This window comes from Oceanobacillus iheyensis HTE831, assembly GCF_000011245.1.
In the GTDB taxonomy this organism is placed as follows: Bacteria; Bacillota; Bacilli; order Bacillales; family Amphibacillaceae; genus Oceanobacillus; species Oceanobacillus iheyensis.
This window is the reverse complement of sequence record NC_004193.1, coordinates 3,506,884-3,533,086: the sequence shown is the minus strand read 5'-3', so window position 1 is coordinate 3,533,086 and position 26,203 is coordinate 3,506,884. Positions and strand designations below refer to the sequence as shown.

At 36.6% G+C, this 26,203-nt stretch carries 25 protein-coding genes; 18 read left to right on the top strand and 7 right to left on the bottom strand.

What is annotated here, in order from left to right:
• Positions 1-47: 47 nt before the first annotated feature.
• Positions 48-854, bottom strand: a complete 807-nt coding sequence (locus OB_RS17310; RefSeq protein WP_011067795.1) for an AraC family transcriptional regulator — start codon at positions 852-854, stop codon at positions 48-50.
• Between the two features lie 227 nt (positions 855-1,081).
• Between OB_RS17310 and OB_RS18540 the strand changes: the two genes are divergently transcribed.
• From OB_RS18540 to map, 3 genes are all read left to right on the top strand, one after another.
• Positions 1,082-1,249, top strand: a complete 168-nt coding sequence (locus OB_RS18540; protein WP_011067794.1) for a hypothetical protein — start codon at positions 1,082-1,084, stop codon at positions 1,247-1,249.
• 38 nt (positions 1,250-1,287) lie between these two features.
• Entirely contained in the window at positions 1,288-1,491 is a 204-nt protein-coding gene (locus OB_RS17305; protein WP_011067793.1) for a hypothetical protein, read from the top strand.
• Positions 1,492-1,585: 94 nt separating this feature from the next.
• A complete protein-coding gene (gene map, locus OB_RS17300) occupies positions 1,586-2,326 on the top strand; it encodes a type I methionyl aminopeptidase (RefSeq protein ID WP_011067792.1) in 741 nt (246 codons plus the stop codon).
• A gap of 478 nt (positions 2,327-2,804) precedes the next feature.
• Here the strand turns inward: map and OB_RS17295 are convergent, their stop codons facing one another.
• Entirely contained in the window at positions 2,805-3,044 is a 240-nt protein-coding gene (locus OB_RS17295; protein WP_011067791.1) for a hypothetical protein, read from the bottom strand.
• 58 nt (positions 3,045-3,102) lie between these two features.
• Here OB_RS17295 and OB_RS17290 point away from each other — a divergent pair, with 58 nt between their 5' ends.
• Positions 3,103-3,288: a hypothetical protein gene (locus tag OB_RS17290; protein WP_011067790.1), complete on the top strand. Its 186-nt coding sequence runs from the start codon at positions 3,103-3,105 to the stop codon at positions 3,286-3,288.
• A 4-nt stretch (positions 3,289-3,292) separates the two neighbouring features.
• On the opposite strand, the gene OB_RS17285 is transcribed toward OB_RS17290, so the two are convergent.
• Positions 3,293-3,988, bottom strand: coding sequence for an aspartate/glutamate racemase family protein (locus tag OB_RS17285; protein ID WP_011067789.1), 696 nt, complete (start codon positions 3,986-3,988; stop codon positions 3,293-3,295).
• Positions 3,989-4,166: 178 nt separating this feature from the next.
• On the opposite strand from OB_RS17285, the gene OB_RS17280 reads away from it, so the two are divergent.
• From OB_RS17280 to OB_RS17255, 5 genes are all read left to right on the top strand, one after another.
• A complete protein-coding gene (locus tag OB_RS17280; protein ID WP_011067788.1) occupies positions 4,167-5,222 on the top strand; it encodes an ABC transporter substrate-binding protein in 1,056 nt (351 codons plus the stop codon).
• A gap of 848 nt (positions 5,223-6,070) precedes the next feature.
• Positions 6,071-7,195 (top strand): BMP family lipoprotein, encoded by a 1,125-nt coding sequence (locus tag OB_RS17270; protein WP_011067786.1) that lies wholly within the window; start codon positions 6,071-6,073, stop codon positions 7,193-7,195.
• A gap of 354 nt (positions 7,196-7,549) precedes the next feature.
• The gene (locus tag OB_RS17265) at positions 7,550-9,085 is read left to right on the top strand and encodes an ABC transporter ATP-binding protein (protein ID WP_011067785.1); all 1,536 of its coding nucleotides are present in this window, start codon (positions 7,550-7,552) and stop codon (positions 9,083-9,085) included.
• Positions 9,082-10,131, top strand: a complete 1,050-nt coding sequence (locus OB_RS17260) for an ABC transporter permease (protein ID WP_011067784.1) — start codon at positions 9,082-9,084, stop codon at positions 10,129-10,131. Before OB_RS17265 ends, OB_RS17260 begins: the two co-directional genes overlap by 4 nt.
• On the top strand, positions 10,132-11,085 hold the full coding sequence (locus OB_RS17255; RefSeq protein ID WP_011067783.1) for an ABC transporter permease: 954 nt from the start codon (positions 10,132-10,134) through the stop codon (positions 11,083-11,085). It begins immediately after the preceding gene.
• 698 nt (positions 11,086-11,783) lie between these two features.
• Here OB_RS17255 and OB_RS18700 read toward each other — a convergent pair.
• The gene (locus OB_RS18700) at positions 11,784-11,987 is read right to left on the bottom strand and encodes a hypothetical protein (protein WP_011067782.1); all 204 of its coding nucleotides are present in this window, start codon (positions 11,985-11,987) and stop codon (positions 11,784-11,786) included.
• A gap of 194 nt (positions 11,988-12,181) precedes the next feature.
• Positions 12,182-12,403, bottom strand: coding sequence for a hypothetical protein (locus tag OB_RS17245; RefSeq protein ID WP_011067781.1), 222 nt, complete (start codon positions 12,401-12,403; stop codon positions 12,182-12,184).
• Positions 12,404-12,873: 470 nt separating this feature from the next.
• Between OB_RS17245 and OB_RS17235 the strand changes: the two genes are divergently transcribed.
• Complete coding sequence (locus tag OB_RS17235; protein WP_011067780.1) at positions 12,874-13,632, top strand: putative hydro-lyase; 759 nt, start codon at positions 12,874-12,876, stop codon at positions 13,630-13,632.
• Positions 13,633-13,842: 210 nt separating this feature from the next.
• On the opposite strand, the gene OB_RS17230 is transcribed toward OB_RS17235, so the two are convergent.
• A complete protein-coding gene (locus OB_RS17230; protein ID WP_011067779.1) occupies positions 13,843-14,796 on the bottom strand; it encodes an SDR family oxidoreductase in 954 nt (317 codons plus the stop codon).
• Positions 14,797-15,204: 408 nt separating this feature from the next.
• Positions 15,205-15,720 (bottom strand): TetR/AcrR family transcriptional regulator, encoded by a 516-nt coding sequence (locus OB_RS17225; protein ID WP_011067778.1) that lies wholly within the window; start codon positions 15,718-15,720, stop codon positions 15,205-15,207.
• A 185-nt stretch (positions 15,721-15,905) separates the two neighbouring features.
• Between OB_RS17225 and rlmH the strand changes: the two genes are divergently transcribed.
• The 8 genes from rlmH to OB_RS17185 all read left to right on the top strand — a co-directional run bounded on the left by rlmH (position 15,906) and on the right by OB_RS17185 (position 26,063).
• The gene (rlmH, locus tag OB_RS17220; RefSeq protein WP_011067777.1) at positions 15,906-16,385 is read left to right on the top strand and encodes a 23S rRNA (pseudouridine(1915)-N(3))-methyltransferase RlmH; all 480 of its coding nucleotides are present in this window, start codon (positions 15,906-15,908) and stop codon (positions 16,383-16,385) included.
• A gap of 65 nt (positions 16,386-16,450) precedes the next feature.
• Positions 16,451-20,149 carry an ATP-binding protein gene (locus tag OB_RS17215; RefSeq protein WP_011067776.1) on the top strand — a complete coding sequence of 1,233 codons (3,699 nt, stop codon included), beginning with the start codon at positions 16,451-16,453 and terminating at the stop codon, positions 20,147-20,149.
• A 152-nt stretch (positions 20,150-20,301) separates the two neighbouring features.
• Entirely contained in the window at positions 20,302-21,141 is an 840-nt protein-coding gene (locus tag OB_RS17210) for an alpha/beta hydrolase (RefSeq protein ID WP_011067775.1), read from the top strand.
• Positions 21,142-21,292: 151 nt separating this feature from the next.
• Entirely contained in the window at positions 21,293-21,664 is a 372-nt protein-coding gene (locus tag OB_RS17205) for a DUF956 family protein (RefSeq protein ID WP_011067774.1), read from the top strand.
• A 437-nt stretch (positions 21,665-22,101) separates the two neighbouring features.
• Entirely contained in the window at positions 22,102-23,070 is a 969-nt protein-coding gene (locus tag OB_RS17200) for a mannose/fructose/sorbose PTS transporter subunit IIA (protein WP_011067773.1), read from the top strand.
• A gap of 36 nt (positions 23,071-23,106) precedes the next feature.
• Positions 23,107-23,913, top strand: a complete 807-nt coding sequence (locus OB_RS17195; protein WP_041544385.1) for a PTS mannose/fructose/sorbose transporter subunit IIC — start codon at positions 23,107-23,109, stop codon at positions 23,911-23,913.
• A 16-nt stretch (positions 23,914-23,929) separates the two neighbouring features.
• A complete protein-coding gene (locus OB_RS17190; RefSeq protein WP_011067771.1) occupies positions 23,930-24,844 on the top strand; it encodes a PTS system mannose/fructose/sorbose family transporter subunit IID in 915 nt (304 codons plus the stop codon).
• Positions 24,845-25,046: 202 nt separating this feature from the next.
• A complete protein-coding gene (locus OB_RS17185; protein ID WP_011067770.1) occupies positions 25,047-26,063 on the top strand; it encodes an oxidoreductase in 1,017 nt (338 codons plus the stop codon).
• Positions 26,064-26,203: the final 140 nt, after the last annotated feature.

The window sequence follows — 26,203 nt, the reverse complement described above, 5'->3', positions numbered from 1 at the left end:
CAATTTCGGAACACAATTAAAAAACAGAATCATAGTCTTTCAAAACCCTAACGTTCTCTCTGCGTAAGTCGATACATATTAGGCGGTACACCGACGTTGTTCTTAAATAATCGGTAAAAGGTGGATAGTGATTCGAAACCAACTTCAAAACAGATGGAAACAATATCTTTATCGGTGTCGACTAGCATCTGTTTCACTAAGCCAAGTCGTACTTCGGTCAAGTATTGCATCGGCGTGCTATTATAGTATTCTTTGAAAATACTTTGTATGTAACGTTTGCTCATGTCCATTCGATCTGCGATATCTTCTGCATTTTTTATGTCAAAATAGCGTGTATCTATATAATGTTTTAGCTGTTCGACACGTAATGTATTAATATCCGTTTGCGAAGGTTCGTGAAAAGAACGAGCAATGATAAAAAATAGCTCTGCCATATATATTTTGATACCCGTTTCCCATAAATTATCTCCATAGGATTGTTCATAGAGCATTTTACGAAGTAGTTGCCGTATCTCACTGCTATCAAATGTACTGAGTTTTTGTACACGCGCAGATCGAAATACCTCGGGAATTAGCTCCATTTTCACATCTGAGTGAAAAATATCTGCTTCAAATTCAAGCACCAAAACAGTCATTTTTGATGATGCAGCTATGGAGTGTTCCGTTTCAGGTGGAATAATAATAAAATTATCTTGTGCAATTGCATACTCTTGATGGTTCAATGTACAGATACCAGTGCCTTTTAGCGTATATAGCAATTGATACGTATCATGCTCATGCGATTTCACTTTTTCTTTTTCATTGTGCTTACTTTCATATAAAGAGATTAATGCTTGTTGCTTATCTGTTTTCAAGAAACATACCCCCTTACATTATCTTTATTTGCGTTTGCTTTAAGTATAACATTTTTTCTGTTTATTTTTAATTTTTGTTGTTTTTGTTTGGTATTGTAAAAATCGTTTGAGAGAAAACCGGGTGAACAGGATTAAAAAACGAGGAGAAGTTTAGTATAATAAGAAGAAGTGATGAATTTGAACGGGTTTGTACAGAATAAGGTGGAACAAAGAATGGAGCGGATACGATGGATAAATTCAATATTGGTGATATGGTGACTGTAGATGATAAGCATATGCCCCTAGTGGGCACGGTGGTGTACATTGATGAAAAGCGTGAAAGATATTTGGTTCGTTTCGGCGGTTCCCAGCAAATGTATTATAAAGAAGAACAAATTACGCTTTGGGAGCAGTAAGTTTCGGCTTTACAATTGTATATGAAGGGGGTAATTACGTGTCCAAAGGTGTAAAAATAATGTTGTGTGCAGCCTTCGTGCTTCCAGCTTCGATAACGATTTTTCGTATAATCCTTGATTACTTTTTAGGAAGGGAAATTGAATTAATGTCCTATTCTGCTGTATTCTTAGGGTCAGCTGTTGGGGGATTATTTTTTGCCGGACCGCTGATGTATACGGTATTCAAAACGAAAGAGAATTAAATGTGTTGAAGAAAAAGGTATTTCTTCTATACTAGAATAGGTTCCAAAATATCACAAAGAACATAACATATGTAAAAAAGTAGGTGTATATACGATGATTGCAAAGACAGAAGCGGATTTCAACGGATTAAAAGAAATAGGTAAAATTTGTGGAGCGATTCGGGATGAATTGGTTCGTTCTACCAAACCGGGAATGACTACAAAAGAACTTGATGAAATGGCAGGCACGATGTTTGCACAAGCAGGAGCTCAATCGGCGCCAAAAGGAGAGTATGATTTCCCAGGATATACATGCATTAGCATTAATGAAGAAGTAGCGCACGGGATTCCCGGCGAACGGGTAATTGAGGAAGGCGATATTGTTAACATAGATGTTTCCGGGTCGAAAAATGGTTATTTTGCAGATACGGGAATTTCCTTTGTAGCTGGGCAAGGGGAGGAAATGTCACAGAAAGTATGTGATGTGGTAAAAGAAGCATTCGAAGCTGGGTTGGAGAAGGCAAAACCAGGTGTGAGCACAAGTGCGCTTGGGAAAGCTGCACACAATGTGGCAAAAAAACATGGCTTAACCGTGATCAAGAACCTTACCGGACACGGAATTGGCCGCTCGATACATGAAGCGCCAGATCATATTTTCAGTTACTTCTCTCGTTGGGATAATGAGATTTTAAAAGATGGCATGGTTATCGCCTTTGAGCCATTTATCTCAACATTTGAAGAGCAAGTCTATCAAGGAGAAGACGGCTGGACCTTCTTAACGGTGGAAAGCGCGGTCGCTCAATACGAACATACTATTATTGTAACGGAAGATGGCCCAATTATTACGACATTGTAATTTTGAGTGCGTATTTCTTTAGTGTAAATGTAAGCAGGCGCTGCGGAAAAACACTGCGCTTTCCGTGGTTTTGTCCTCAGCCTCCTCGAAAAAAGGAGGTCGCTTTTTTCTGCGGGGTCTTCATACTGCGCGTTGTCACAGGAGTCTGCGTGTTTTTCTTTCGCTAGGTGGGGTGATTCAACGTATCAAATTTTATTACAACCTGTCTCTAAACCAAAAACCAAGCAGAATGGCAGCTAATTGGTGAATAGAGCTCGTCTATTGACCAAAAAAGAAGAAAAATGCAAGACAATTGGTGAATAGAGCCTGTCTATTGACCAAAAAAGAAGAGAAATGCAAGACAATTGGTGAATAGAGCTCGTCTATTAACCAAAAACCAAGCGGAACGGTGAATATATGGTGAATAGAATCCTGATTACCAAAGCGAGGGTATTTCTTTTTTCTATACAATTTTAAAAAGCCTTATTATAAAATTGGTTTAGTTATTACATTTACATTCGTATTCCTTGAATATATATTCTTTATATAGAGTTACTTCTTTAAAGTCATTGGTCATAGATTGATATACTTTTATAAGTGGAACTATATCTTTTTTAGCTAATTTAATTAGTTGTTGTTCGATCTCAACATTTGGATCTAAGCGATATTCATTCATCTCTTCAACGAAATGATTGTGTTCACATATATCATAAGTTATTGCTAAATAATACAAATTCATCAGAATGTGCCCCCTATGTTATTTCTTCTATAAAACAAAAGCTACAGGAGTGAAGCGCATGTTAAAAAAATATCTCCGTATTCCTATTTTTGCTTTTATATTCCTACTGCTTAAACAAATCATCTTTGATGATGGCATTGATTGGGGGTATACTATTGTTTTTCCAATTTTTCTATACGTAGGTTATATTGCTTGGGAATGGATAAATATACCGTACAATTGGAAAGAAAATAACAATAAATAAGCAATTAATCCATCTTCAAAGCTATATTCACTGCATCGAGTGCATGAATTTTTGTGGTATCAAAAATAGGAATGTCCAGTTCTTTTTCTTGAATTAATAATCCTATCTCCGTACATCCGAATATGATTCCTTCAGCTCCTCGATTCATCAAATTATTTATTACGCTAATATAATACGCTTTGGATTGTTCGTTAATAATTCCTAAGCAAAGCTCTTCAAAAATGATTTTGTTTAATTTATTTATATCATCAGAGTCAGGAATAATAACATTTATCCCGCTCATTTTGATTCGATTTTTGTAAAAATCGTGTTGCATGGTGTAGGTTGTTCCTAGCAAACCAATTGTGTTTATGTTTGTGGACTTAATCTTTGTTGCAGTTGCATCTGCAATGTGTAGTATGGGGATAGATATCGCTTTTTCGATGTCTTCTACGGTCTTGTGCATGGTGTTGGTACAAATAATAATAAAATCTGCTCCAGCTTTTTCTAATGAGTGTGCGGCATGTGCTAATTTGTGGCCTGCGCTTTTCCAATCACCTAATGATTGATCCCTTTCGATGTCAGCAAAATCTACGCTATATAGAATGCATTTTGCAGAATGTAATCCTCCTAATCTAGCTTTCACTTCTTCATTTATTATACGGTAATATTCACTGGATGACTCCCAGCTCATTCCACCGATTAACCCGATTGTTTTCATTCTTTTCCCTCCTCAGAGAAGCAGCTTGGTAATTATATTTTTCAAAAATCAGATTTCTATCCTTCCTTCTAAAGCTACCTAATTAAAAATACTTTGACAAGTTTAAGATTGTGAAGTAGTGTTATTGATAATGATTATCATTATTATTTAGATGAAAAGTAGGGGGGAATTAGGACAGATGAAATCGAGACATTATTTGTATTACATATTATTATCCATCGTTATGTTTGCATTGCTCATTGGTTGTTCTTCTAATGATGCAGATTCAGCAGAGGCTGATACAGAGGAAGATAATACGGAAGAGGCTGCAGAAAGTTCAGAGCCTATTGTAATTGAGCATGCGTTTGGTGAAACGGTAATTGAAGAAACGCCTGAGCGTGTAACTACTATTCAATGGGGGAATCAGGATGTTGCATTAGCACTTGGTGTTGTTCCAGTTGGTTTCTCTGCAGCGAATTTTGGTGTGGAAGATGATAGTGGATTATTGCCGTGGACTGCGGAAAAATTAGAGGAATTAAATGTTGAAGATCCGAATGTATTCCAAGATACGGATGGGTTAGATTTTGAAGCGATTGCAGATAGTAATCCCGATGTTATTTTGGCAGCATATTCAGGAATTACGCAAGAGGATTACGATTTATTGACAGAAATCGCTCCTGTAGTAGCTTATCCTGTTTCTCCATGGACGACTTCTTGGCGCGAGCAAGTAATGATGAGTGCTGAAGGCATGGGAATGAAGGAAAAAGGGGAAGAATTAATTGAGGATACAGAGACTCTAATTGATGAGAAATTAGAAGATCATCCTGAAATCAGTGGTAAGAAAGTAGCTTGGGTAAACTTCTCTGCTACAGACACATCGAGTATGCATCTATATACTCCAACGGATACACGTGTGAAGTTCTTGACGGAAGAATTAGAGATGGAATTCCCAGAAGAGATCTTAAATCAATTGGAAAATGAGACCGACTATTCATTAAACCTTAGTGCAGAGAATGCAGATATCTTAAATGATGTCGATGTTATCCTGGGTTATGGTGATGAAACGTTAGTGGAAACAATTCAAAATGATCCAATACTTGGACAAATTCCAGCGGTTGAGCAAGGATCGGTTGCTTTTATTAATGGTACTTCTGAGTTGGGTGCTGCAGGTACGCCGAATCCACTTGCGATCTCGTATACCATTGATGATTACTTAGCATTAATTAGTGACACGCTTAATAACGCTGCGGAGTAAAAGGATTTTTCTAAATGTAAGAATTAAAAAGGACGGTTATGACCATCAAGCTCATGACCGTCCTTTTTCCTATTTTCAAAAGTGGAGCAGACTATTTCATGAGCTATACTTGATTAAACGAACCTTTTTCCGACTTCCGCCACTTTACAAATGTATACAGGAAATCTAGTAGAAAAAGGAAGATACAAATCATTGCAAAAATCATATATTCGGTTGAGGTTAAATTTGTACTCCAATATACCCCAAGGAAAATCAAGGTAAAAATGGGGATATTCCATAACGATCGGATGAATTTTCTGCGATAGGTTAACTTATGGTAGATAAAGACAAAGCCCTTATCTATCTTTTCTGAGTTCTTATACTTCGCGTGCATAATAAGATGCACTACTGTAACAGCTATCATAGGCGCAATAAAATACACGAGTATACTCATCTATACCCTCCTTGTAAAAATAACATTTCTTTACAAAACCATTCCCTAATCAATGATACCTAATCAAAATTTTACATTATTTACCTGAATAGTGAAAATGAATAAAAAGATTAAAAGTTGCTAGGGACATAGGACTAGTAGCTTCTAACCGATAAATTGTTAACAATAAGATAACAATTTTAAAAATATTTTTTACAATAGTATTTCAAATTCCAAGTAATAGTGGTAATATAAATTTTGTATTTCGTATTCTTTTAGCAATGTTTTTAATTGTTTATTTTAAGGGGGCAATTTATTGCTATATACTCATAGATAAATAGATTATTTGAGTATAAAGGTCGGAATAAAAGCAAGGGTTCAAATGCTTATTGGGTGTTTGTTCCTACATAAGAAAGTCAAAACAGGAGGGAAAAAAATGAAAAATCATAAGTTTTTGTTGTTTGTTTTGGTTTTAACATTCGGTCTGTTCTTAGCTGCATGTGGTAGTTCGGATGAAGGCGAAGAAAGCGATGCAGGTGCAGAAGGAACAGAAGAAGGTACAAGTGGTGAAGGTGAAGCAACTGCTTCTGATGATTATAGTATTGCAATGGTTACAGATATCGGTGGAGTAGATGATAAATCATTTAACCAATCCGCATGGGAAGGTATTACTGCATGGGGAGAAGTGAACGGTTTATCTCAAGGTAATGGTTTTGATTATGCACAGTCTTCGGACAAGGCGGATTATATGCCGAATTTAACGCGTTTTGTACGTGATGAATATGATTTAGTTTATGGAATTGGATTTGAATTAAAAGAAGATATTCAAAAAGCTGCTGAGCAATATCCAGATACGAACTTTGCGCTAGTGGATGATGTTGTGGAAGCGGATAATGCAGTAGGTATTACATTCAGTGAACACCAAGGTTCATTCTTGGTTGGTGTAGCTGCAGCAATGAAAACTACTACAGATAAAATAGGTTTTGTTGGTGGAGTAGATTCTCCATTAATCAAAAAATTCGAATCTGGCTTTATCGCTGGAGCGAAATCAGTAAATCCTGATATCGAAGTGGATGTTCAGTATGCAGAGTCATTTGCTGATGCTGCAAAAGGAAAGTTAATTGCAACAAACATGTATGACAGCGGCGTAGATGTGATTTATCATGCATCTGGTGCAACTGGTAATGGAGTATTTAACCAAGCAAAAGACATTAAACAAAATGATCCAGAGCGTGAGATTTGGGTAATTGGTGTTGACCGTGATCAGCACGAAGAAGGTGCGATTGGCGATCATAACGTAACATTAACATCTATGGTGAAACGTGTAGACGTAGCTGTACAAGATGTTGCGAATCGTGGAATGCTTGGCGAATTCCCTGGTGGAGAGACGTTAGAGTATGGAATAGAAGATGATGCGATTGTTGCCGCTACTACAAACGAAGAAGCGATGACAGAAGATATCATTACCGCTATCGAAGATTATACTAAACAAATCTTAAACGGTGAAATTGAAGTTCCACATACAGAAGAAGAATTAACTACATTTTTAGAATCACTATAAGCAATACAAGTGTTAGCGAGCTTTATAATTATATAAGTTTAAAAATACAATGAAAAAGGTTTTTCCTGCTTTTAGCTTACAGTATGTGAAACGAGCGATCTTGAATCAATTCTTGCTTCTTAAAAAAAGAAGCAAGGATGATTTGATTTTAGTAGAGACTTCGTATCCCTTTTGCCATAGAGTGAAAGTCATCATAGGTTACTATTTCATCATGATGTTGATGCTGTCCAGTCACTACGTTTCGATGTGCTCTAGTTATTAGTATGTAGAAGCCTTTTTCTTATAATTAATTTGTCTATATTCCTTGCTGTTCGAGGTTGTGAATCAAACGTTTTATTATAGGAGTGAAAACGAGTGGATTATGCAATTGAAATGTTGAATATCAGAAAGGAATTTCCAGGTATTGTCGCTAATGATAATATCACTGTGCAAGTGGAAAAAGGGGAAATTCATGCTCTGTTAGGTGAGAACGGAGCGGGTAAATCGACATTAATGAATGTCTTATTTGGATTGTATCAACCGGAAAAGGGCGAAATTCGTGTAAATGGAAAAACGGCTAACATCACAAATCCCAATATTGCGAATAATCTAGGGATTGGCATGGTGCATCAGCATTTTATGTTAGTTGAACCCTTTACTGTTACACAAAATATTGTGCTCGGTAGTGAGCCAACCAATAAATTTGGCAAGATTGATTTATCGAAAGCGAGACAGGAAATTCAAGCATTATCGGATCAATATGGACTTCGTGTTGATCCAGATGCGAAAATTAGCGATATTTCTGTTGGGATGCAACAGCGAGTGGAGATCCTAAAAACCCTTTATCGTGGGGCAGAGGTGCTGATTTTTGATGAGCCAACGGCAGTATTAACACCACAAGAAATTAATGAACTGATCGTGATTATGCGGGCGCTTATTAAAGAAGGAAAATCGATTATTCTCATTACACATAAACTGAAAGAAATTATGGAAGTATGCGATCGTTGCACCGTTATTCGTAAAGGAAAAGGGATTGGGACTGTTACTGTGGCAGATACCAACACAACCGAATTAGCATCGTTAATGGTTGGACGTGAAGTGAATTTTAAAACAGAAAAAACGCCTTCACAGCCGAAAGAAAATGTTCTTGAAATTAACAATCTCTTTGTACGAGATGCTAGAAAAGTAGATTTGGTAAAAGGGCTTGATTTAACAATTCGTGCTGGAGAAATTGTTGGGATTGCCGGTGTAGATGGCAATGGACAATCGGAATTAATAGAGGCAATTACGGGACTGCGAAAAACAAAATCAGGGTCGATCCAATTACATAATAAAGAAATTGCAAATCTATCTCCAAGAAAAATCACCGAAAGCGGTATTGGGCATATTCCGCAGGATCGTCATAAATATGGACTTGTATTGGATTATTCGATTGGTGAAAATATTGTCTTGCAAACGTACTATCAAAAACCGTTCTCGAAAGCGAAAGTCTTGAATTATAAGGCGATATTTGAAAAGGCGACAAGCATTATCGAGGATTACGATGTACGTACACCGAGTGTGTATACAAAAGCAAGAGCATTATCTGGTGGAAATCAGCAAAAAGCAATAATTGGACGTGAAGTTGATCGTTCGCCGGCATTATTAATTGCTGCACAGCCAACGAGAGGTCTGGATGTGGGTGCGATTGAGTTTATCCATAAGAAATTGATCGAAGAACGGGATAAAGGACGTGCAATCCTTCTTGTTTCCTTTGAATTGGATGAAATTATGAATGTCAGCGACCGTATTGCCGTGATGTTTGATGGCAAGATTGTCGCCGATGTGAAACCAGAAGACACAAACGAACAAGAGCTTGGTCTGTTAATGGCAGGAAGCAAAGTGGACAAGGCAGGTGAGACAAGCGAATGACATCAAACAATAAATTATTCGGATTATTAGTACCGATTATTTCGGTTATTATCGGTTTACTGGCAGGAGCTGTCATCATGCTGTTATCCGGCCACGATCCGATTCAAGGATATACCGCGTTATGGAATGGTGCGTTTGGCGATGCCTATACGATTGGCGAAACAATTCGCAGAACAACACCATTAATCTTAACAGGGCTTGCGGTTGCTTTTGCATTTAAAACTGGACTATTTAATATTGGTGCCGAGGGACAAGTAATTGTTGGCTGGCTCGCTGCTGTCTGGGTTGGACTAGCCATCGATGCACCGATGATTGTCCATCTGCCGCTTGCAATTATTGCTGGTGCATTAGCTGGTAGTTTATGGGGTTTCTTACCTGGTTTGTTAAAAGCAAAACTAGGAGTACATGAAGTAATCATCACGATTATGATGAACTATATTGCGTTGTTTATCACAAATGAAATTATACGAAGTGTCTTAACCGATCAAAATACAACCACAGAATCGATTGCAGGAACAGCTTCTTTAGCATCGGAATGGTTACAGGGCATTACTTTTTACTCTCGAGTTCACTATGGTATTCTGATTGCGCTGCTCGCAGCATTTATCATGTGGTTTATTATCGAGCGGACAAGTTATGGGTATGAATTGAAATCGGTTGGGTACAATCTTCATGCTTCGAATTATGCTGGGATGAATGTAAGTAAAAATATCATTCTATCTATGGTGATTGGTGGAGCATTTGCAGGACTAGCAGGAGCTATGGAAGGACTGGGAACATACGGTACCATATCCGTGATGGCTGGATTTACCAATCTCGGATTTGACGGGATAGCAGTAGCATTACTTGGATCGAACAATGCGATTGGAGTTGTATTAGCTGCCATTCTTTTCGGAGCATTAAAAGAAGGTGCCGGAGAAATGCCGACAGCTGCAGGAGTACCGACCGAATTAGTAGATATTATTATTGCATTAATTATTTTCTTTGTAGCATCAAGTTATATTATTCGCTGGGCAGTACTTCGCTTTAAAAAGGAGGAAAAATAGATGCTAGATATTTTACAATCCATTGTTCCAACGGTTCTATTTTATTCAGCACCTCTTATTTTAACAGCGCTAGGCGGAGTATTCAGTGAGCGATCCGGTGTCGTAAACATTGGATTAGAGGGTTTAATGGTGATGGGTGCGTTCGTTGGGATCGTATTTAACCTTACGTTTGCCGATGTATTTGGAACGTGGACTCCATGGGTATCGATTGTTGTTGCAATGGTAATCGGTGGAATATTCTCTATCATCCATGCAGTAGCATCAGTTACATTTCACGCGAATCAGGTAGTTAGTGGAGTAGCCATTAACATGCTTGCGCTCGGTGTTGGGGTGTACTTGACGAAGGTTTGGTATGATAAAGGGCAAACCGATATGGTCAGCCAACCATTTTACACAACAGATATAGCCATACTTGAAAAGATTCCCGTTATTGGACCAATCTTTTTCCAAGGTGTATATGTAACATCTTACTTGGCAATTATTCTCGCGTTCGTCGCATGGTATGTCTTATATAAGACGCCATTTGGCCTACGCCTTCGTGCAGTCGGAGAACATCCAATGGCAGCCGATACAAATGGAATAAAAGTTGAAAGAATGCGCTATGTAGCGGTAATACTTTCTGGGGTGTTGGGCGGATTAGGTGGTTCAGTATTCGCACTAACCATTGCATCGAACTTCTCCAGCGTAACCATTGTTGGGCAAGGATTCATGGCTTTGGCGGCCGTCATCTTTGGAAAGTGGCATCCACTCGGAGCAATGGGAGCAGCGTTGTTCTTCGGATTAGCGCAAAGCTTGAGTGTAGTAAGTTCCGGTGTGCCATTCCTAGAAAATGTCCCACAAGTACTACTTCTGATCGCGCCATACGTATTAACGATATTAGCACTAGCTGGATTTATCGGAAGAGCGGACGCACCGCGAGCAAACGGTGTACCGTATATTAAAGGCAGTAGATGATATTGCTAAGGAGACAGACCTGCGTGGGGGTGTTTGATTGTAGGATTGTAGTCGCGGCGCGTTGATCGGGATTTCTTTGTCGGTTTGGGGGCGTGACGTGGGGCGCGTGCAAACGATTGCTAGGCGACGACTGTCGACCGTGCTCTATTGCCCAAAAGAGCTGGGAAAAGCGATAGAATTGGTGAATAGAAGAGCTCTATTACCCAAAAAAGCTGTGAAAAGCGATAGAATTGGTGAATAGAAGAGCTCTATTACCCAAAAGAGCTGTGAAAAGCGATAGAATTGGTGAATAGAAGAGCTCTATTACCCAAAAGAGCTGTGAAAAGCGAGAGAATTGGTGAATAGAAGGTCTCTATTGCCCAAAAGAGCGGAGAATCGCAAGAGAATTGGTGAATAGAAGGCCTCTATTACCCAAAAGAGCAGAGAATTGCGAGAGAATTGGTGAATAGAAGGTCTCTATTGACCAAAAGAGCAGAGAATCGCGATAGAATTGGTGAATAGAAGGTCTCTATTGCCCAAAAGAGCAGAGAATCGCGAGAGAATTGGGTAATAGAAAGTCTCTATTACCCAAAAAAACAGAGAATTGCGATAGAATTGGTGAATAGAAAAGTTCGATAAACAAAAAAAGCTGTGATTCGCTTATGTTGTCGTAATTTAAAAATAGTGTGCAGCATTTATTTATCAAGTTGTTCTGTACGTTATTTTCGTAGGTAATGGGCATACGTAAAGGGTACGAGGGCGCAAATAAATATTACACTACCTACAATAATAGCGTCAGAAATTTTACCACTGTAGAGCAGTTGGAGCAGTCCGACGACGATCCCGATAAAAGCGATAATCGTCACAGTTAGATAATATGGAAATGGTTTTTTTGGCTTTTTGGTATCATCGTAGACATCCATGGATACTCCTATATTTATAAAGTTGAACACCACTACAGTAATAACAAATTAAATCCACAGTGTACTTCTGCCAGCCTCCGATAATCCTAACGTTATCACATCATATCATACATTAAGATCGAGATGATTCCAATCGTCTGAACAAGAAAAGCAACTCGAATATTTTTCAAATTTTAATGATTAGCCGTTCATCTTTAATTTTCTTCATAATTCCCTCCTCGATTCGTAGTGGGTTTCTTGAACAGGAAATATATAAGTGCCAATAAGAAAATAACAACGAGTATTGATTTTAGCGGAGAGGGATCGCCTAATAACGAAAATACGTTAAATGCTGAGATGGGCACACCAATCCATCTTAAAAATGCGATTATAAATATACCTGTAAGAATCCCCATCGTTGCATATTTTATTCTCATGCAATCCTCCTTTATTTTTAAAACGGTCTTTGCAAAAAACACAATAGAACCTATATACTAAGTTCTACATCTTACTAACGATTCCTTTTTGTTATTTTATGTTCCTAGAAGAAATAGTAGATATAAAGTTGCGTAAGTAGGCAGTGCAATCATCGTAATAACATATATTGTAGTTTCAATCGCAGTAAGCTTTCTTTCTCTTTTCATTGATTTTAGTTGCCTATAATAAACAAAACTAGATAAAATTATGAATAACCAAGCGAGATCTTTTACGTTTTCTAGAAAAGTAAGCAAATAGATCACCTCTTCTTTGTTTATTTGTTACTCATTATATAGGCTATGCGTAAAAATACCACAGGAAATCTTGTATTTTGGCAATGGAGAATATGTAACAAGTTCTAGACAATCGATTCATCTAGCGAATAAACTAATAGATAAAGTAAGCTTCGTATACATAGGAGGAGATTACAATGCATCCAAAGCAACAGCGTGAGTCGTTTCGTTCTAAACAGTACACAGGTACAACGTCTGGTATGTGTGATAATTATTTGCAAGCCAACATGATTATTTTGCCAAAAGAATATGCGTTTGAATTTTTATTGTTCTGTCAGCGTAATCCGAAGTCATGCCCGATTATCGATGTGCTTGAAGAAGGTGTGACAACCCCGCAGATAGCTGATGCAGACATTCGTACCGATTTGCCTAAATATCGAATCTATCGTAACGGTCAATTGGATAAAGAAGTTACAGATATTAAAGACAAATGGAGAGCGGATTTTGTTACGTTTCTTATTGGCTGCAGCTTCACGTTTGAAAAGGCGTTAATAGAGAATGGCATTCGACTTCTTCATCAGGAACAGGAGCGGGTCGTGCCGATGTACAAGACCAATATTCCTTGTGAAAAAGCCGGGCGCTTTGAAGGGAATATGGTTGTGAGCATGCGGGCATTGGAGCCAGAGGAGATCGATAAAGCGGTGAAGATTACGGAACGTTTTGAGACGTCTCACGGATCTCCGGTTCACATTGGTAATCCTGAAGAAATTGGTATCAAAGATATCGATAATCCGGATTATGGGGAAAGTATTTCTTTTGATAAGAAGAAAAGGACTCCTGTCTTTTGGGCATGTGGTGTCACACCGCAGAATGTTGGATTGAATGTTAAGCCGCCGATTATGATTGCCCATGCTCCGGGACATATGCTGATTACCGATCAGTTGGAAGAAAAGTAATAGTTTCTAGGTTTAATTTTTCTATTTATAAGTTGGGAGTTTTTGTCTGAACCTCATTAGTAGTGTATAAGAATAATTACTCGGGACCTTTTGTAGCTAAGGAATTACAAAATCGAAGAAAGACACAACATGAAAGATTGCTTTAGTTGTATCTTTCTTCATAAGATCTCCAAGCTCTATCTGTTTCATTGCCTAAAACGCAGATGTTATCTATTTTTCTTTGGCCATTAATACACGTAATGTTTCTCTAAGACCTTCTTTAAAAGGCGTTTTTGGAATGGTACCGATTCGTTTTTCATATTTTTCTCCACTTAGGATAAATCCTTCTTTAGTAAGGTACATTATCTCAACAATTTCTCTCATAAATTCATCAAATAAACCAATAAAACGAATTGTACTTTTAGTTAGTGGGATAACCATTTTTTGATTGCCAGTTATTTGACGAGAGATTTTGATTATTTCTTTCCCGGAGATCAATCCTGCTCCAGGTATGTTCCAGTTCTCTCCGTACGAATCGTCCTTTTCAGCTATAGTTACAATCATTCTAGCCGCATCGGGTAAATAGACGTATTCACGAGGAGTTTTCAAATTGCCTATAAAAATCGATGTCTTATTGGCTGCAATTCCTTCCAGTGTCGGTTGCAGGTAAGAATTTTGTGATGTAGGGCCATAATAATCAGGCAACCTAACAATCAATGCTTTGGCATTTTTCCATTTGCTGTTGAATATTAATTGTTCGAATTCGACTCTAAGTTTGCCTTTTTTCGTATGGGGTTGATGTGGATGAGCTTCATCCCCTTTAGCGACTTGATGTCCATACACATAAATACCATCTACAAGAACAATATGTTTCCCTAAAGCATCTGCTGCTTTCATTACACTTTCCCCAAGCGGCAAGAGTTTGGTTTTCATCTCTTGATATTTAACATTTGCACATTGAAAAATAACATCCACATCTTTTGCAGCCTCTATAATTGTTTGATAATCAAATATATCTCCCAGTGCATAAGTTAATTTTGGATTATTATCATGTTCTTTTATTAATGCTTTCAGTTTACGTTGAGAACGTCCAAAAGCAATAACTTCGCCCCCTCTATTCAATAATTCTGAAACCATAACTTGTCCTGAACCACCAGTTGCTCCTAGTACAATCGCTGTTTTCATTTATAACACTCCTTTAGTTAGTGATTAATCAATAACAAAGAACACAAAAAAATAATTAGAATTAATTTAAACCCTTTGATTATTGTACAATTCTTTTAAATTATCACATTGTAAGTATGCAATTTGTTGTTTAATCCCAAAAAGTGAACAATACAATGATAATAGTTACTATACTTAATACTATGGATAATGAGGAAATAGAATTTTCTTTATTATTCTCCTTCATCTGTATCACCTCCTTTTTAAAATGTTGAAAATAAGCATTAATTCCACCAACTATTGATACTAATGACCATTATTCCAATAAAAACAAAGTCGATTTTGTTTAGTTTCATCTCTTCAGCTCCTCACATTAGTAAGTGATTAATCAATAACTAAAATCGCAAAAAATAAATAATCGAGTTTTGATTATTTATTTTTTGCTATAAGCTCTGGAAGGTCTAAGAAATAAGAAATATTGCATAACATTCCTCTTGCTAAGAACGTCGTAACTTCACTCTCCACATTTTCTATTCCAGCGTCTTTAAATCGTTCTAGAGTGTAGTTTTGAATGTTGGATAATCCTTTTTTTGTTGCATTTCGTATAGCTTCTTCTGTTACCGAAATTCCTATCACCTGTAGTGCAATTTCATTAGGGTGCAATTCTGAAAGTTCTTCATATGCTTCAATCATTTTATCAACGAGCTGTTCCGGACTCGAATGGACATTTTTAAAAGCCAGAAGAATCCTTTCAAATGCTCGATCTAAAGCTGCAATAAACAATTTTTCCTTTGTCTTAAAAAATCTAAATACATATGGTTGGGATATGCCCGCTTTTTCTGCAACATGTGCGGTAGTTGTGTTATGATAACCTCTTTTTGCGAATACTTCTAATCCTGCTTCAAGGATTTCTTCTTTCCGATTTTCTTTGCTTGACCTAACCATACCATACACCTACTTTTAGTTATTTATTGATCAATTACATTGTAATTAACAATTCGATTAAATGCAAATACAAATTTTCTTGCTGGGTAGGGAATTATAGTATTATCTTAAAAGGTGAATAGAATTATTATTTGATTGTCATATGGTAAACTAAAGGAAAACATGCGTCGAAAAGGAAGATTTGTATGAATATAACGATTGTATCGGTAGGTAAATTAAAGGAAAAGTACTTGAAGCAAGGAATTGATGAATATAAAAAACGTTTAAATGCATACGCGAAAGTGTCGATAATCGAGGTAGCAGATGAAAAAGCACCAGAAACCATGAGCGAGGCGGAAATGAAAGAGGTCAAGCGCAAAGAGGGCGAACGAATTCTATCTTCTATCGCACCCGATGCGTTTGTGATTACTTTGGAGATTGAAGGGAAAATGCTAGGGTCTGAACAGCTAGCGAAGAAGCTGGACGAGCTTGCGACGTACGGGAAAAGCAAAGTCGTATTTGTGATTGGTGGATCACTTGGGATAAGTCAGGACGTGCAGCGGCGAAGTGATTTAGCATTGTCGTTTTCCAAGATGACATTTCCACATCAGTTAATGCGGTTGGTATTGATTGAGCAGGTTTATCGTAGTTTTCGGATTAATAGGGGTGAACCATATCATAAATAAATGAGGTTTTTTGTATTTAATATCGAATAAACAAAATATAAATGTTTAGAATAGAGGGATAGTAATTGTCTAAAATAAATGAAATTCAAAATAAAATTCATGAATTAAATGGTGGAGAGTTTCAAAAAATGATGGATGTTTATTTTTCTAAGACAATCAATGGGGAAGTCTATTCTATTGGATCTGTTATAGGAAATAATAATACAAAAACTGGAACACCAGATACATTAATAAAATCAGCAGAAAGTAAATATATTTTTATTGAATACACCGTACAAAAAAGTAATCTTTATAAGAAGTTTGAAGATGATTTGGAAAAATGTTTGGATGAATCAAAAACAAATATTCCACTTAATGAAATTGAAAAAATTATCTGTTGCTGTACAGGAAGGCTTTCTACAGAAGAAATTAGTAAGTTAACTGCAAAAGTTAGTAACTATAATATAAGACTAGAGTTACTAACAGTTGATGCTATTTCTTTTAAAATTTTCGATTTTCCTTCAATAGCATCTGATTTTTTAAATATAACTTTAGATACAGAGCAAATTTTAGATATTGATGATTTTGTAAAAGTTTATAATCGAGGTAAATTAGCAACGACACTAAATACCACTTTGTATGCAAGAGATTCAGAAATAGATTTAATTATAGAATCGGTAAATAGGAATCAAATCACTATATTGTCAGGAAAACCTGGAGTTGGGAAAACTAGATTAGCTTTAGAATGCATTAGAAGATTTAAAGAAACCAACCTTGAATATGAAATTAAATGTCTTAGAAATAATGGTCAAAATTTGTATTCAGACTTAAAATTACACTTTAGCAACCCTGGAAAATATTTATTGTTTATTGACGATGTTAACCAATTAACTCAGTTAAATTTAATATTAGATTATTTAGGTTTAGAAGAAGAAGGAATTGAGTTCAAATTAATTGTGTCTGTAAGAGAATATGCAGAAAGAAAGATCTTAGACAAGATATCGAAACTTAATATTCATTTAATTAAAATTGATATCTTACAAGATAAAGACATAGAAACTTTATGTAAAGAAGAATATGATATAAAAAATCACTTATATATAGAGAGAATATGTAAGATTTCTAAAGGAAATGCTAGGTTAGCTATTATGGCTTGCGAGACTGCGATAAGAGAAAATACTTTAGAAAGTATAGGTAACGTTACAGAGCTAGTGGAAGAGTATTACAAAGGTATAAAAACTGATTTTGAAAGCGAATTAGAAAATAATGGACTTCTTAGAACTGCTGCTATATATAGTTTTTTAACGGTCGTAAATCTTAAGGATGATGAAAATTTAATTTTAATGGCTCAATTAGCAAGTTCAGAAAAAATTGATTTTCTAAGAATGACTGAAAAGCTACATTCAATGGAGATACTGGATATCTATGAGGGAGAAGTAGCTAAAGTATCTGATCAAATCTTGAGTACATATATTTTTTATCTAGCTATTTTTGATAAAAACCTCTTAAGATATTCAGAATTGATAGAAACATATTTTCCAAAACTAAAAAATAGAATTATTGAAAACTTAAACGGTGTTTTTTCATATTATTATCAAAATGAAAATTATGAATTAATAAAAGAGGAAATCATAAAAGTCTATCAAGATTTAAAAGAAAAATCAGATGATAAATTAGAAGATTTTTTATACACTTTTTGGTTTGCATTAGAAGTAGAAACTCTTGTTTATATACAAGAGAAAATTGATCAGCTGCCTAAGGAAGAGGATAATCAAATAAATTATGATATCTCTAAGCAAACTTCTAGCCGTTCAGAAATTCTTTCTACACTTTCTAACTTCGGTCAAACTAAGTATTATAATGAATCGCTAGAGTTAATAATGAATTATCTGCAAAAAAAACCTACTGAATTTTCTTCTGTCTATTCTGTTTTAACGCAAGCTTTTGGCTTCAAAGAAATTTCTGAAAGACAAAATTTCATCATACAAAAAGATTTAATGAATTTGCTAATAATTTATTATGACCAAGAAAAATCAATTGTTTTTGAAATGCTATTGATTAAGCTAATTGATTACTATTTGAAGTTCAGTCATCATATTACTGAAATGTCAGATAGAAAAACTTTTAAGTTCTATGACATAACTTTAGAGTGTACTCCAGATGTTCTTGAAATTAGAGAAATTGCATGGAGCAAATTAAACGACTTATATAACCAAAATGGGGAAGAAGTAAGTAGAGTGCTTTTTGGATTCGGAAGCCAGGGATCAGGAAAAATAAATAAGGATATTTTAATACAGGATATTAAGTTTATCTCAAAACTTATAGAAAGTTTAACAGAAGTAACATTAAAAGAAAGTATTATATTTAATAGAATAAATGACTTTTTATTAAAACAAGACTTAGAATTAGAGAGTTATTTAAGAGATAAATTAAGTTCTGAAAAATATAAGGTCTATAAAATATTGGCACAAGATACTTTTAGACCTAATTATCGAGAAAGAGTATTGGAAAAAAAGCAAATGTTAGTTGATATGGCAAAAGGGTTCGATACTCAAGAATTCAATGTTGTTTTTCAAATTTTAGATAGCATTGTAGATAACGATATTTTCCATAATGAAATAAATCCAATTTTTAATAGCTTCGGTACTCTTTTAGAAAATGCTAAAGAGGATCTTATGGTGAACATTATTAGAACGTACATTTCTCGAGATTACCATGTGAATTTATATCCAATTCCTATTATAAATAAATTAAGAAGTACGATAGATGATAATGACATAGTAATGTTATTAAGTGAAAATAAATTCTATGGTCAAAGTTATTGGATATATTGTTTTCTTAGAGTTATATCTGAGGAAAAACCTAATTTAGATAATCTTAATAAAATATATGATTACTTTAATGAAGATCAGATAGAAATGACTGGATATCTAATAGATTTGGACTTTTTGAAAAGCTATTTAGAAATTGATGAAGATGTATTTGTGAATGTGACTAAAAGCACATTGAGACATAAAGATATCACTATTCAAAGAACTTTAAGTAATTTATTTAATCCATTCTCTGAAATTAATAAAGAGTTATTTTTCTTGTTTCGAAATAATTTAAATACATTAAAAAGTGCTTACCTCAAATTATTAGAAATTGACTCTAATATAGACGAGGAGTTATTAATCTTAAAACAATTTATTGATTTTGACATAAATATAATAGAACACTTTCTGGAACAAACATTAAAAAGTCAAAATAAAACTTTAAGAGATATTGATTTATCTTTTATATGGGAAGGAGATAATTGGCAGTTAATACTTGATAGAGTAATCTCTCTTATATTTAATCAGTCGAAAAGTAACTTTTATGATACAGTATCGATAATAACGAACTTATTATTGGGCCCAAAGGAAGAAGTAACTATTGAAAGACGTGATTCGTGGTTAAGAGAGAAAATTTCTTTATGGAGCTTTGATGAAGAGAATATTACGTTGTTGTTCTATGCTATAGCTAGTTTCAATAAAGAAAACAAGGCGAAATATATAGTTCATTTATTGGAAAGCAACGATTCATTTGACTTGTTTTGCAAAATACCATTATCCCCGCCCTTTTTTTCTTGGAGTGGAAGTGAAGTTCCGGTATTAGAAGAGAAAATTGAGTTATTAAAACTTATTGATAAAAGCTTAACTGGCATCAAACTTCTGAGACATAAAAGATGGATTCAAGCGAATATTGAAGGTTATAAAGAAAGAATAAAAAAAGTTAAAATAAAAGAGTATATGGAAGATTATTAATGTAGAAATGAAATTTTATATTGCCATAAATAAACTCAAATAGGTACTAACCCTCACTTAGATAACATGCGGTGAACCTTACCACAAGTAAACACGAAAGCTGCAACATCATGTGCTAAACTAATATGTAAAAAAACCTAGGAGAGACCAATATGTTAAAAACTACTACTGCCATGCCATGGAAAGAAGTTTTAACCGACAACTCAGCACATACCATTACTGGTGATGTCCGGATAATCGATGCTTTTCCAATTCCACAGCTCGAGACGGAGAGGCGAGTATGGATTTACTTGCCAAGAAGCTATCATGAAAGCGATAGAAAGTATCCCGTTCTATATATGCATGATGGGCAAAATGTATTTAATCAAGCAACATCTTGGGGGACCCAGTGGGGTGTCGATGAGACGTTGGAGCAAATGACGTTGGATGAACCTGCACTTGAGACGATCGTGGTCGCTATTGATCATGGAGGCGACCAGCGCAACAATGAATATAATTTTACGATAAATCCGGAATATGGTTTCTGTGGCAAAGGGGAGGCTTATGCTGCGTTTCTTTCGGAGACGCTTAAGCCCTATATCGATCAGCATTACCGCACTCTTTCCGCGCCGGAACATACGATGATTGGTGGCAGTTCATTCGGTGCATACATATCGCTTTATACTGCCTTGCGTTATCCTGATCAGTTCAATCGAGTGAGTGGATTTTCTTTTGTGATGTGGCAGGACAGCGGTGCAATTATCCGTTTGATCGAACAGTCGGAGATCTCCCCTACAATGAGAATTTATCTGAGCATCGGTGAACAGGAGACGGATAATCCAGATTTTAACCGAATTGCTTGTGAGCACGTTACGCTTGCTCGTCAGAAGCTGATTTCAGCAGGTGGAGAAGAAAGCAGAATTCGATTTGACGTCATTCCGGATGGAACACATCATGAATCCACGTGGGGACCGCTGTTTGCTGAGGCCCATCGTTGGCTGATGCAGTCTTGATAGAGTGTCTTTAATATGACTCTCAATAAGTAACCGTCTCGTCCGCTTTTATGTAAAAACTGCATCAAATTCCCCAAAGTATTTTTGCTTAAAGTGGTACAATGTGTATAATAATGAGTAAGTGAAGCGTGAAAGAAATGGGGTATATCAGATGGTTCAATCCATTAATACAAAGGTCGATTTAGTGATTGATGCGACCTCACATATAAATATGACAGACTATGGCCAAATCATGATTGGAGATAAAGGGTTTGAGTTCTACAATAAACGTGACTCGCGTAAATTTATTCAAATTCCTTGGGAAGAAGTAGATTATGTGATTGCTTCGGTTCTATTCAAAGGGAAGTGGATTCCGCGTTATGCTATCCAAACGAAGAAAAATGGGACGTTTACTTTTTCTTCAAAAGATCCAAAGAAAGTATTACGGGCTACTCGTGAATATGTTGATCCGAATCGTATGATTCAATCATTAGGGTTCTTTGATGTTATCAAACGCAATTTGAAGAGTAAATCAAAAAAATAATGTACACATGCGAGACGGGCTTTACAAAAAGCCATGTTGTTTGAGAAAATGGAATCATCACTCATTACCATGAATGGGTCGATTCTCGTAAAAAATTTTCTTGAAGCGGTAAAATCGCTGTGATATAATTTTCCTAAGGAAATCTTTAAAGTTTTTTTAATGATTATTTTGGCGGTAAAATTAAAACGGTTTCAAACAACATTAAATAGCTATCTTTATTATTTTACGTGTTACTGATTCGATCAGGCATGAGTGAAAAGTATGGATTAAAGAGAGGGTCAGGGTACTTTTGTTTCCCCTACCTTTATTTAGTCATCTTTTACTCATGCCTTTTTTTCTAATCAAAAGTATAGCCGCCCTAGATAAGGGAATAAAATATACTTTAGGGATACCATGTTTATGTGAGTTTATATAATAAAAATAGGGAGGTAAAAAAGATGGTAGGAATTATCATTGCTACTCATGGTGAATTTGCCGAGGGTATCTTGCAATCTGGAGAGATGATCTTTGGAAAACAAGAGAATGTAGAAGCTGTTACATTGATGCCGAGCGAAGGCCCTGATGATGTAAGGGCAAAAATGGAAAAAGCAATTGCCTCTTTTGACAATCAAGACGAAGTTTTATTCTTAGTCGATCTTTGGGGTGGTACTCCTTTCAACCAAGCAAGCAGTTTAATGGAAGCGCATCAAGATAAATGGGCGATCGTTGCTGGATTAAACTTAGCTATGTTGATTGAAGCTTTTGCGACACGCTTTTCCAAGGAATCAGCGCATGAAATTGCTGTACATATTTTAGACACAGCAAAAGAAGCGGTGAAGGTAAAACCGGAAGAATTAGAGCCAGCAGATGCTGCTGCAGATACTGCTCAGCAGGTGAATACAGGTGCTCCTGGTAAATTTGAATATGTACTAGCCCGTATTGACTCTCGCTTGCTGCATGGACAAGTAGCGACTGCGTGGACAAAGAACACACTGCCTACTCGTATCATCGTTGTATCGGATGAAGTAGCGAAGGATGAATTGCGTAAGAAATTAATTCAGCAAGCTGCTCCATCAGGGGTGAAGGCACACGTTGTTCCGATTAATAAAATGATTGAACTTGCCAAAGATGATAAACATTTTGGCGGTCAGCGAGCATTACTGCTTTTTGAAAATCCGCATGATGTGCTTAAAGCAGTAGAAGGCGGTGTTCCATTAGAAACAATCAATGTTGGTTCGATGGCTCACTCGACTGGTAAGGTGCAGCCGAATAAAGTATTGGCCTTTAGCCAAGCGGATCTCGACGCATTTAAAAAGCTAAAAGAACATGGATTGTCATTCGACGTACGTAAAGTACCGAACGATTCCAGAGGTAATATGGATGAGATTATGAGAAGGGCTCAGTCAGAGCTAGATAGACAGAGATAATCCTAATCATCAGTAAAAAAAGGAGGATTAATGATTATGGAATTAACTATTATTCAAATAATATTAATTATTATTGTAGCATTTTTAGCTGGTGTAGAAGGAATCTTGGATGAATTCCACTTCCATCAGCCAATCATTGCCTGTACACTAATCGGTTTAGTTACAGGAGAAGTAGTACCTTGTCTTATCTTAGGTGGTACCTTACAATTAATCGCTTTAGGTTGGGCGAACATTGGAGCCGCTGTAGCTCCGGATGCTGCACTAGCATCTATTGCATCGGCAATTATACTCGTTTTAGGTGGCCAGGGAGAATCTGGTGTATCTTCTGCAATCGCAATCGCAGTACCACTTGCAGTTGCAGGTCTATTATTAACAATCATCGTTCGAACGATTGCAACCGGTTTGGTCCATTTAATGGATGCCGCGGCTAAAGAAGGAAATATACGAAGGATCGACTTTTGGCATATTGTAGCGATTTGTATGCAAGGGTTGCGTATCGCAATTCCAGCCGCGTTAATTTTGGCAATTGGTGCAGGTCCGGTTAGAGATTTACTTCAATCTATGCCTTCTTGGTTAACAGACGGTCTAGCAGTCGGCGGTGGAATGGTAGTAGCTGTTGGTTATGCAATGGTTATTAACATGATGGCGACAAAAGAAGTATGGCCTTTCTTTGCAATTGGTTTCGTATTAGCTACTATTCCATCTATTACTCTAATGGGTCTTGGTGGTATCGGTGTGGCTCTTGCATTGATTTATTTAGCACTTACAAAACAAGGCGGTTCTGGTAATGGTGGAAACGGAAACACTGGTGATCCGCTAGGTGAAATCATAGATAACTACTAAAAAGGAGGGACTAAAAATGGCTCGAGAAGAATTGAAATTAACAAAAAGAGATCGGATTGCGATTTGGTGGCGATCCACGTTCATTCAGGGTTCTTGGAACTATGAACGTATGCAAAACGGTGGTTGGGCATTTTCCATGATTCCTGCCATCAAGAGATTGTATAAAACAAAAGAAGATCGTGCTGCAGCACTACAACGTCATTTGGAATTCTTTAATACTCATCCATATGTAGCTTCTCCGATTATTGGTGTAACGTTAGCGCTTGAAGAAGAACGGGCAAACGGCGCGCCAGTGGATAACAAGGCAATTCAAGGTGTAAAAGTTGGTATGATGGGACCTCTAGCAGGTATTGGGGATCCAATGTTCTGGTTCACAGTAAAACCAATCCTTGGTGCATTAGCGGCTTCGCTTGCGCTTAGTGGTAACATACTCGGACCGATTCTTTACTTTGTATTATGGAATCTTATTCGTATGGGCTTCAAATGGTATTCTCAGGAACTTGGTTACAAAGCTGGCTCGAAAATTACCGAGGACTTATCGGGCGGATTACTACAGGATATAACCAAAGGTGCTTCGATACTCGGTATGTTCATCCTCGGTGCTTTAGTAAATAGGTGGGTAGCTGTCTCATTTGCTCCGACCGTATCCGAGGTTCAATTGGACGAAGGTGCCTATATCGATTGGGAAAGCTTACCTTCAGGAGCGGAAGGAATTCGAACCGCGCTGATTCAGCAAGAACAGGGTCGATCACTGACCCAGACCGATGTGACGACCTTACAGGACAACCTGGATAGCTTAATTCCTGGTTTAGCTGGTTTGCTACTTACACTTCTATGTATGTGGCTGCTAAGGAAGAAAGTTTCTCCAATCATTATGATTCTTGGATTGTTCGTAGTAGGTATAGTATTCCACGTTATCGGATTAATGTAAGAAATAATTGAGATTGGCTCAAATAGATAAGTACCTCCTTGTATGATAGTCCTATCAAGCTAAGGAGGTATTTTTCTTGTGTTTCAGGAACGCAGGACATATGGTAATAAACGGGCGCTTGTGCTTTTATTCTGGTTCATCGGATAAAATGGGTGAAGTAACAAAAAATAGTATATATACGTAACATTTTAGGAGGCTGGCTATGCTTAACATAGGCTATATTGGCAATGGCAAAAGTACGAACCGATATCATCTGCCGTTCGTATTGCAAAGAGATAATATCAAGGTGAAAACCATTTATCGCAGAAACCCTGATCGCGATAGCTGGGGCAAAATTGACGGGGTGCATTATACTTCGGATATAGATGAATTATTACAGGATGAGGATATTCAACTGATTGTTGTCTGCACAAAGCATGACAGCCATTATGAATACACAAAAAGTGTCCTTGAACATAACAAGCATTGTTTAGTAGAAAAGCCATTTATGGAGACTTCTGAGCAGGCAAAAGAAATATTTGCACTGGCAAAAGAAAAAGGATTAGTTGTCCAAGCTTATCAAAATAGACGATTTGACAGTGATTTCTTAACCGTGCAAAAAGTGATCGAAGAAGGGAAACTTGGGGATCTTTTAGAAGTGGAAATGCATTACGACTACTATCGTCCCGAAGTACCTGAATCTGCGGATACCTTTGATCCTGCTGCGTCCTTTTTATATGGGCATGGGTGCCATACACTCGATCAGGTCTTCAGCTATTTCGGCAAACCCGATCACATCCACTATGATGTAAGACAGTTATTAGGACAAGGGAGAATGAATGATTACTTTGATCTTGATTTGTTTTACGACGGTTTAAAAGTATCGGTGAAATCCAGTTATTTTAGACTGAAAGAAAGACCAAGCTTTGTTATTCACGGAAAGAAAGGCAGCTTCGTGAAGCAAACAAAAGATCGTCAGGAAGAGCATTTGAAGTTATTTTACATGCCGGATAATAAGGATTTTGGTATCGATACGCTCGATCAATATGGCGTGCTGACCTATGTTGATGAGGAAGGTACCGTTCATGAAGAGAAAGTACCATCCGTTCATGGCGATTATGGACGTGTATATGATGATTTATATGAAGCTGTCATTCATGGTAAGGACAAAACAATCACAGACGAACAGACACTGCTTCAGATGGAAGTATTGGAAACAGGCGTGAAGGATCTGAAGTAAGTAAGCGTAGTATTCTTCTTTGGAGTTCATATACGAATGCTCTAAAAAACGAAAGGCGGGGTTGGGACAAAAGCATTTACACAAAAGATAATTCCGAATGAATCGGTTTTATTAGTCAAACGTTTCTTTTGTCTCAACCT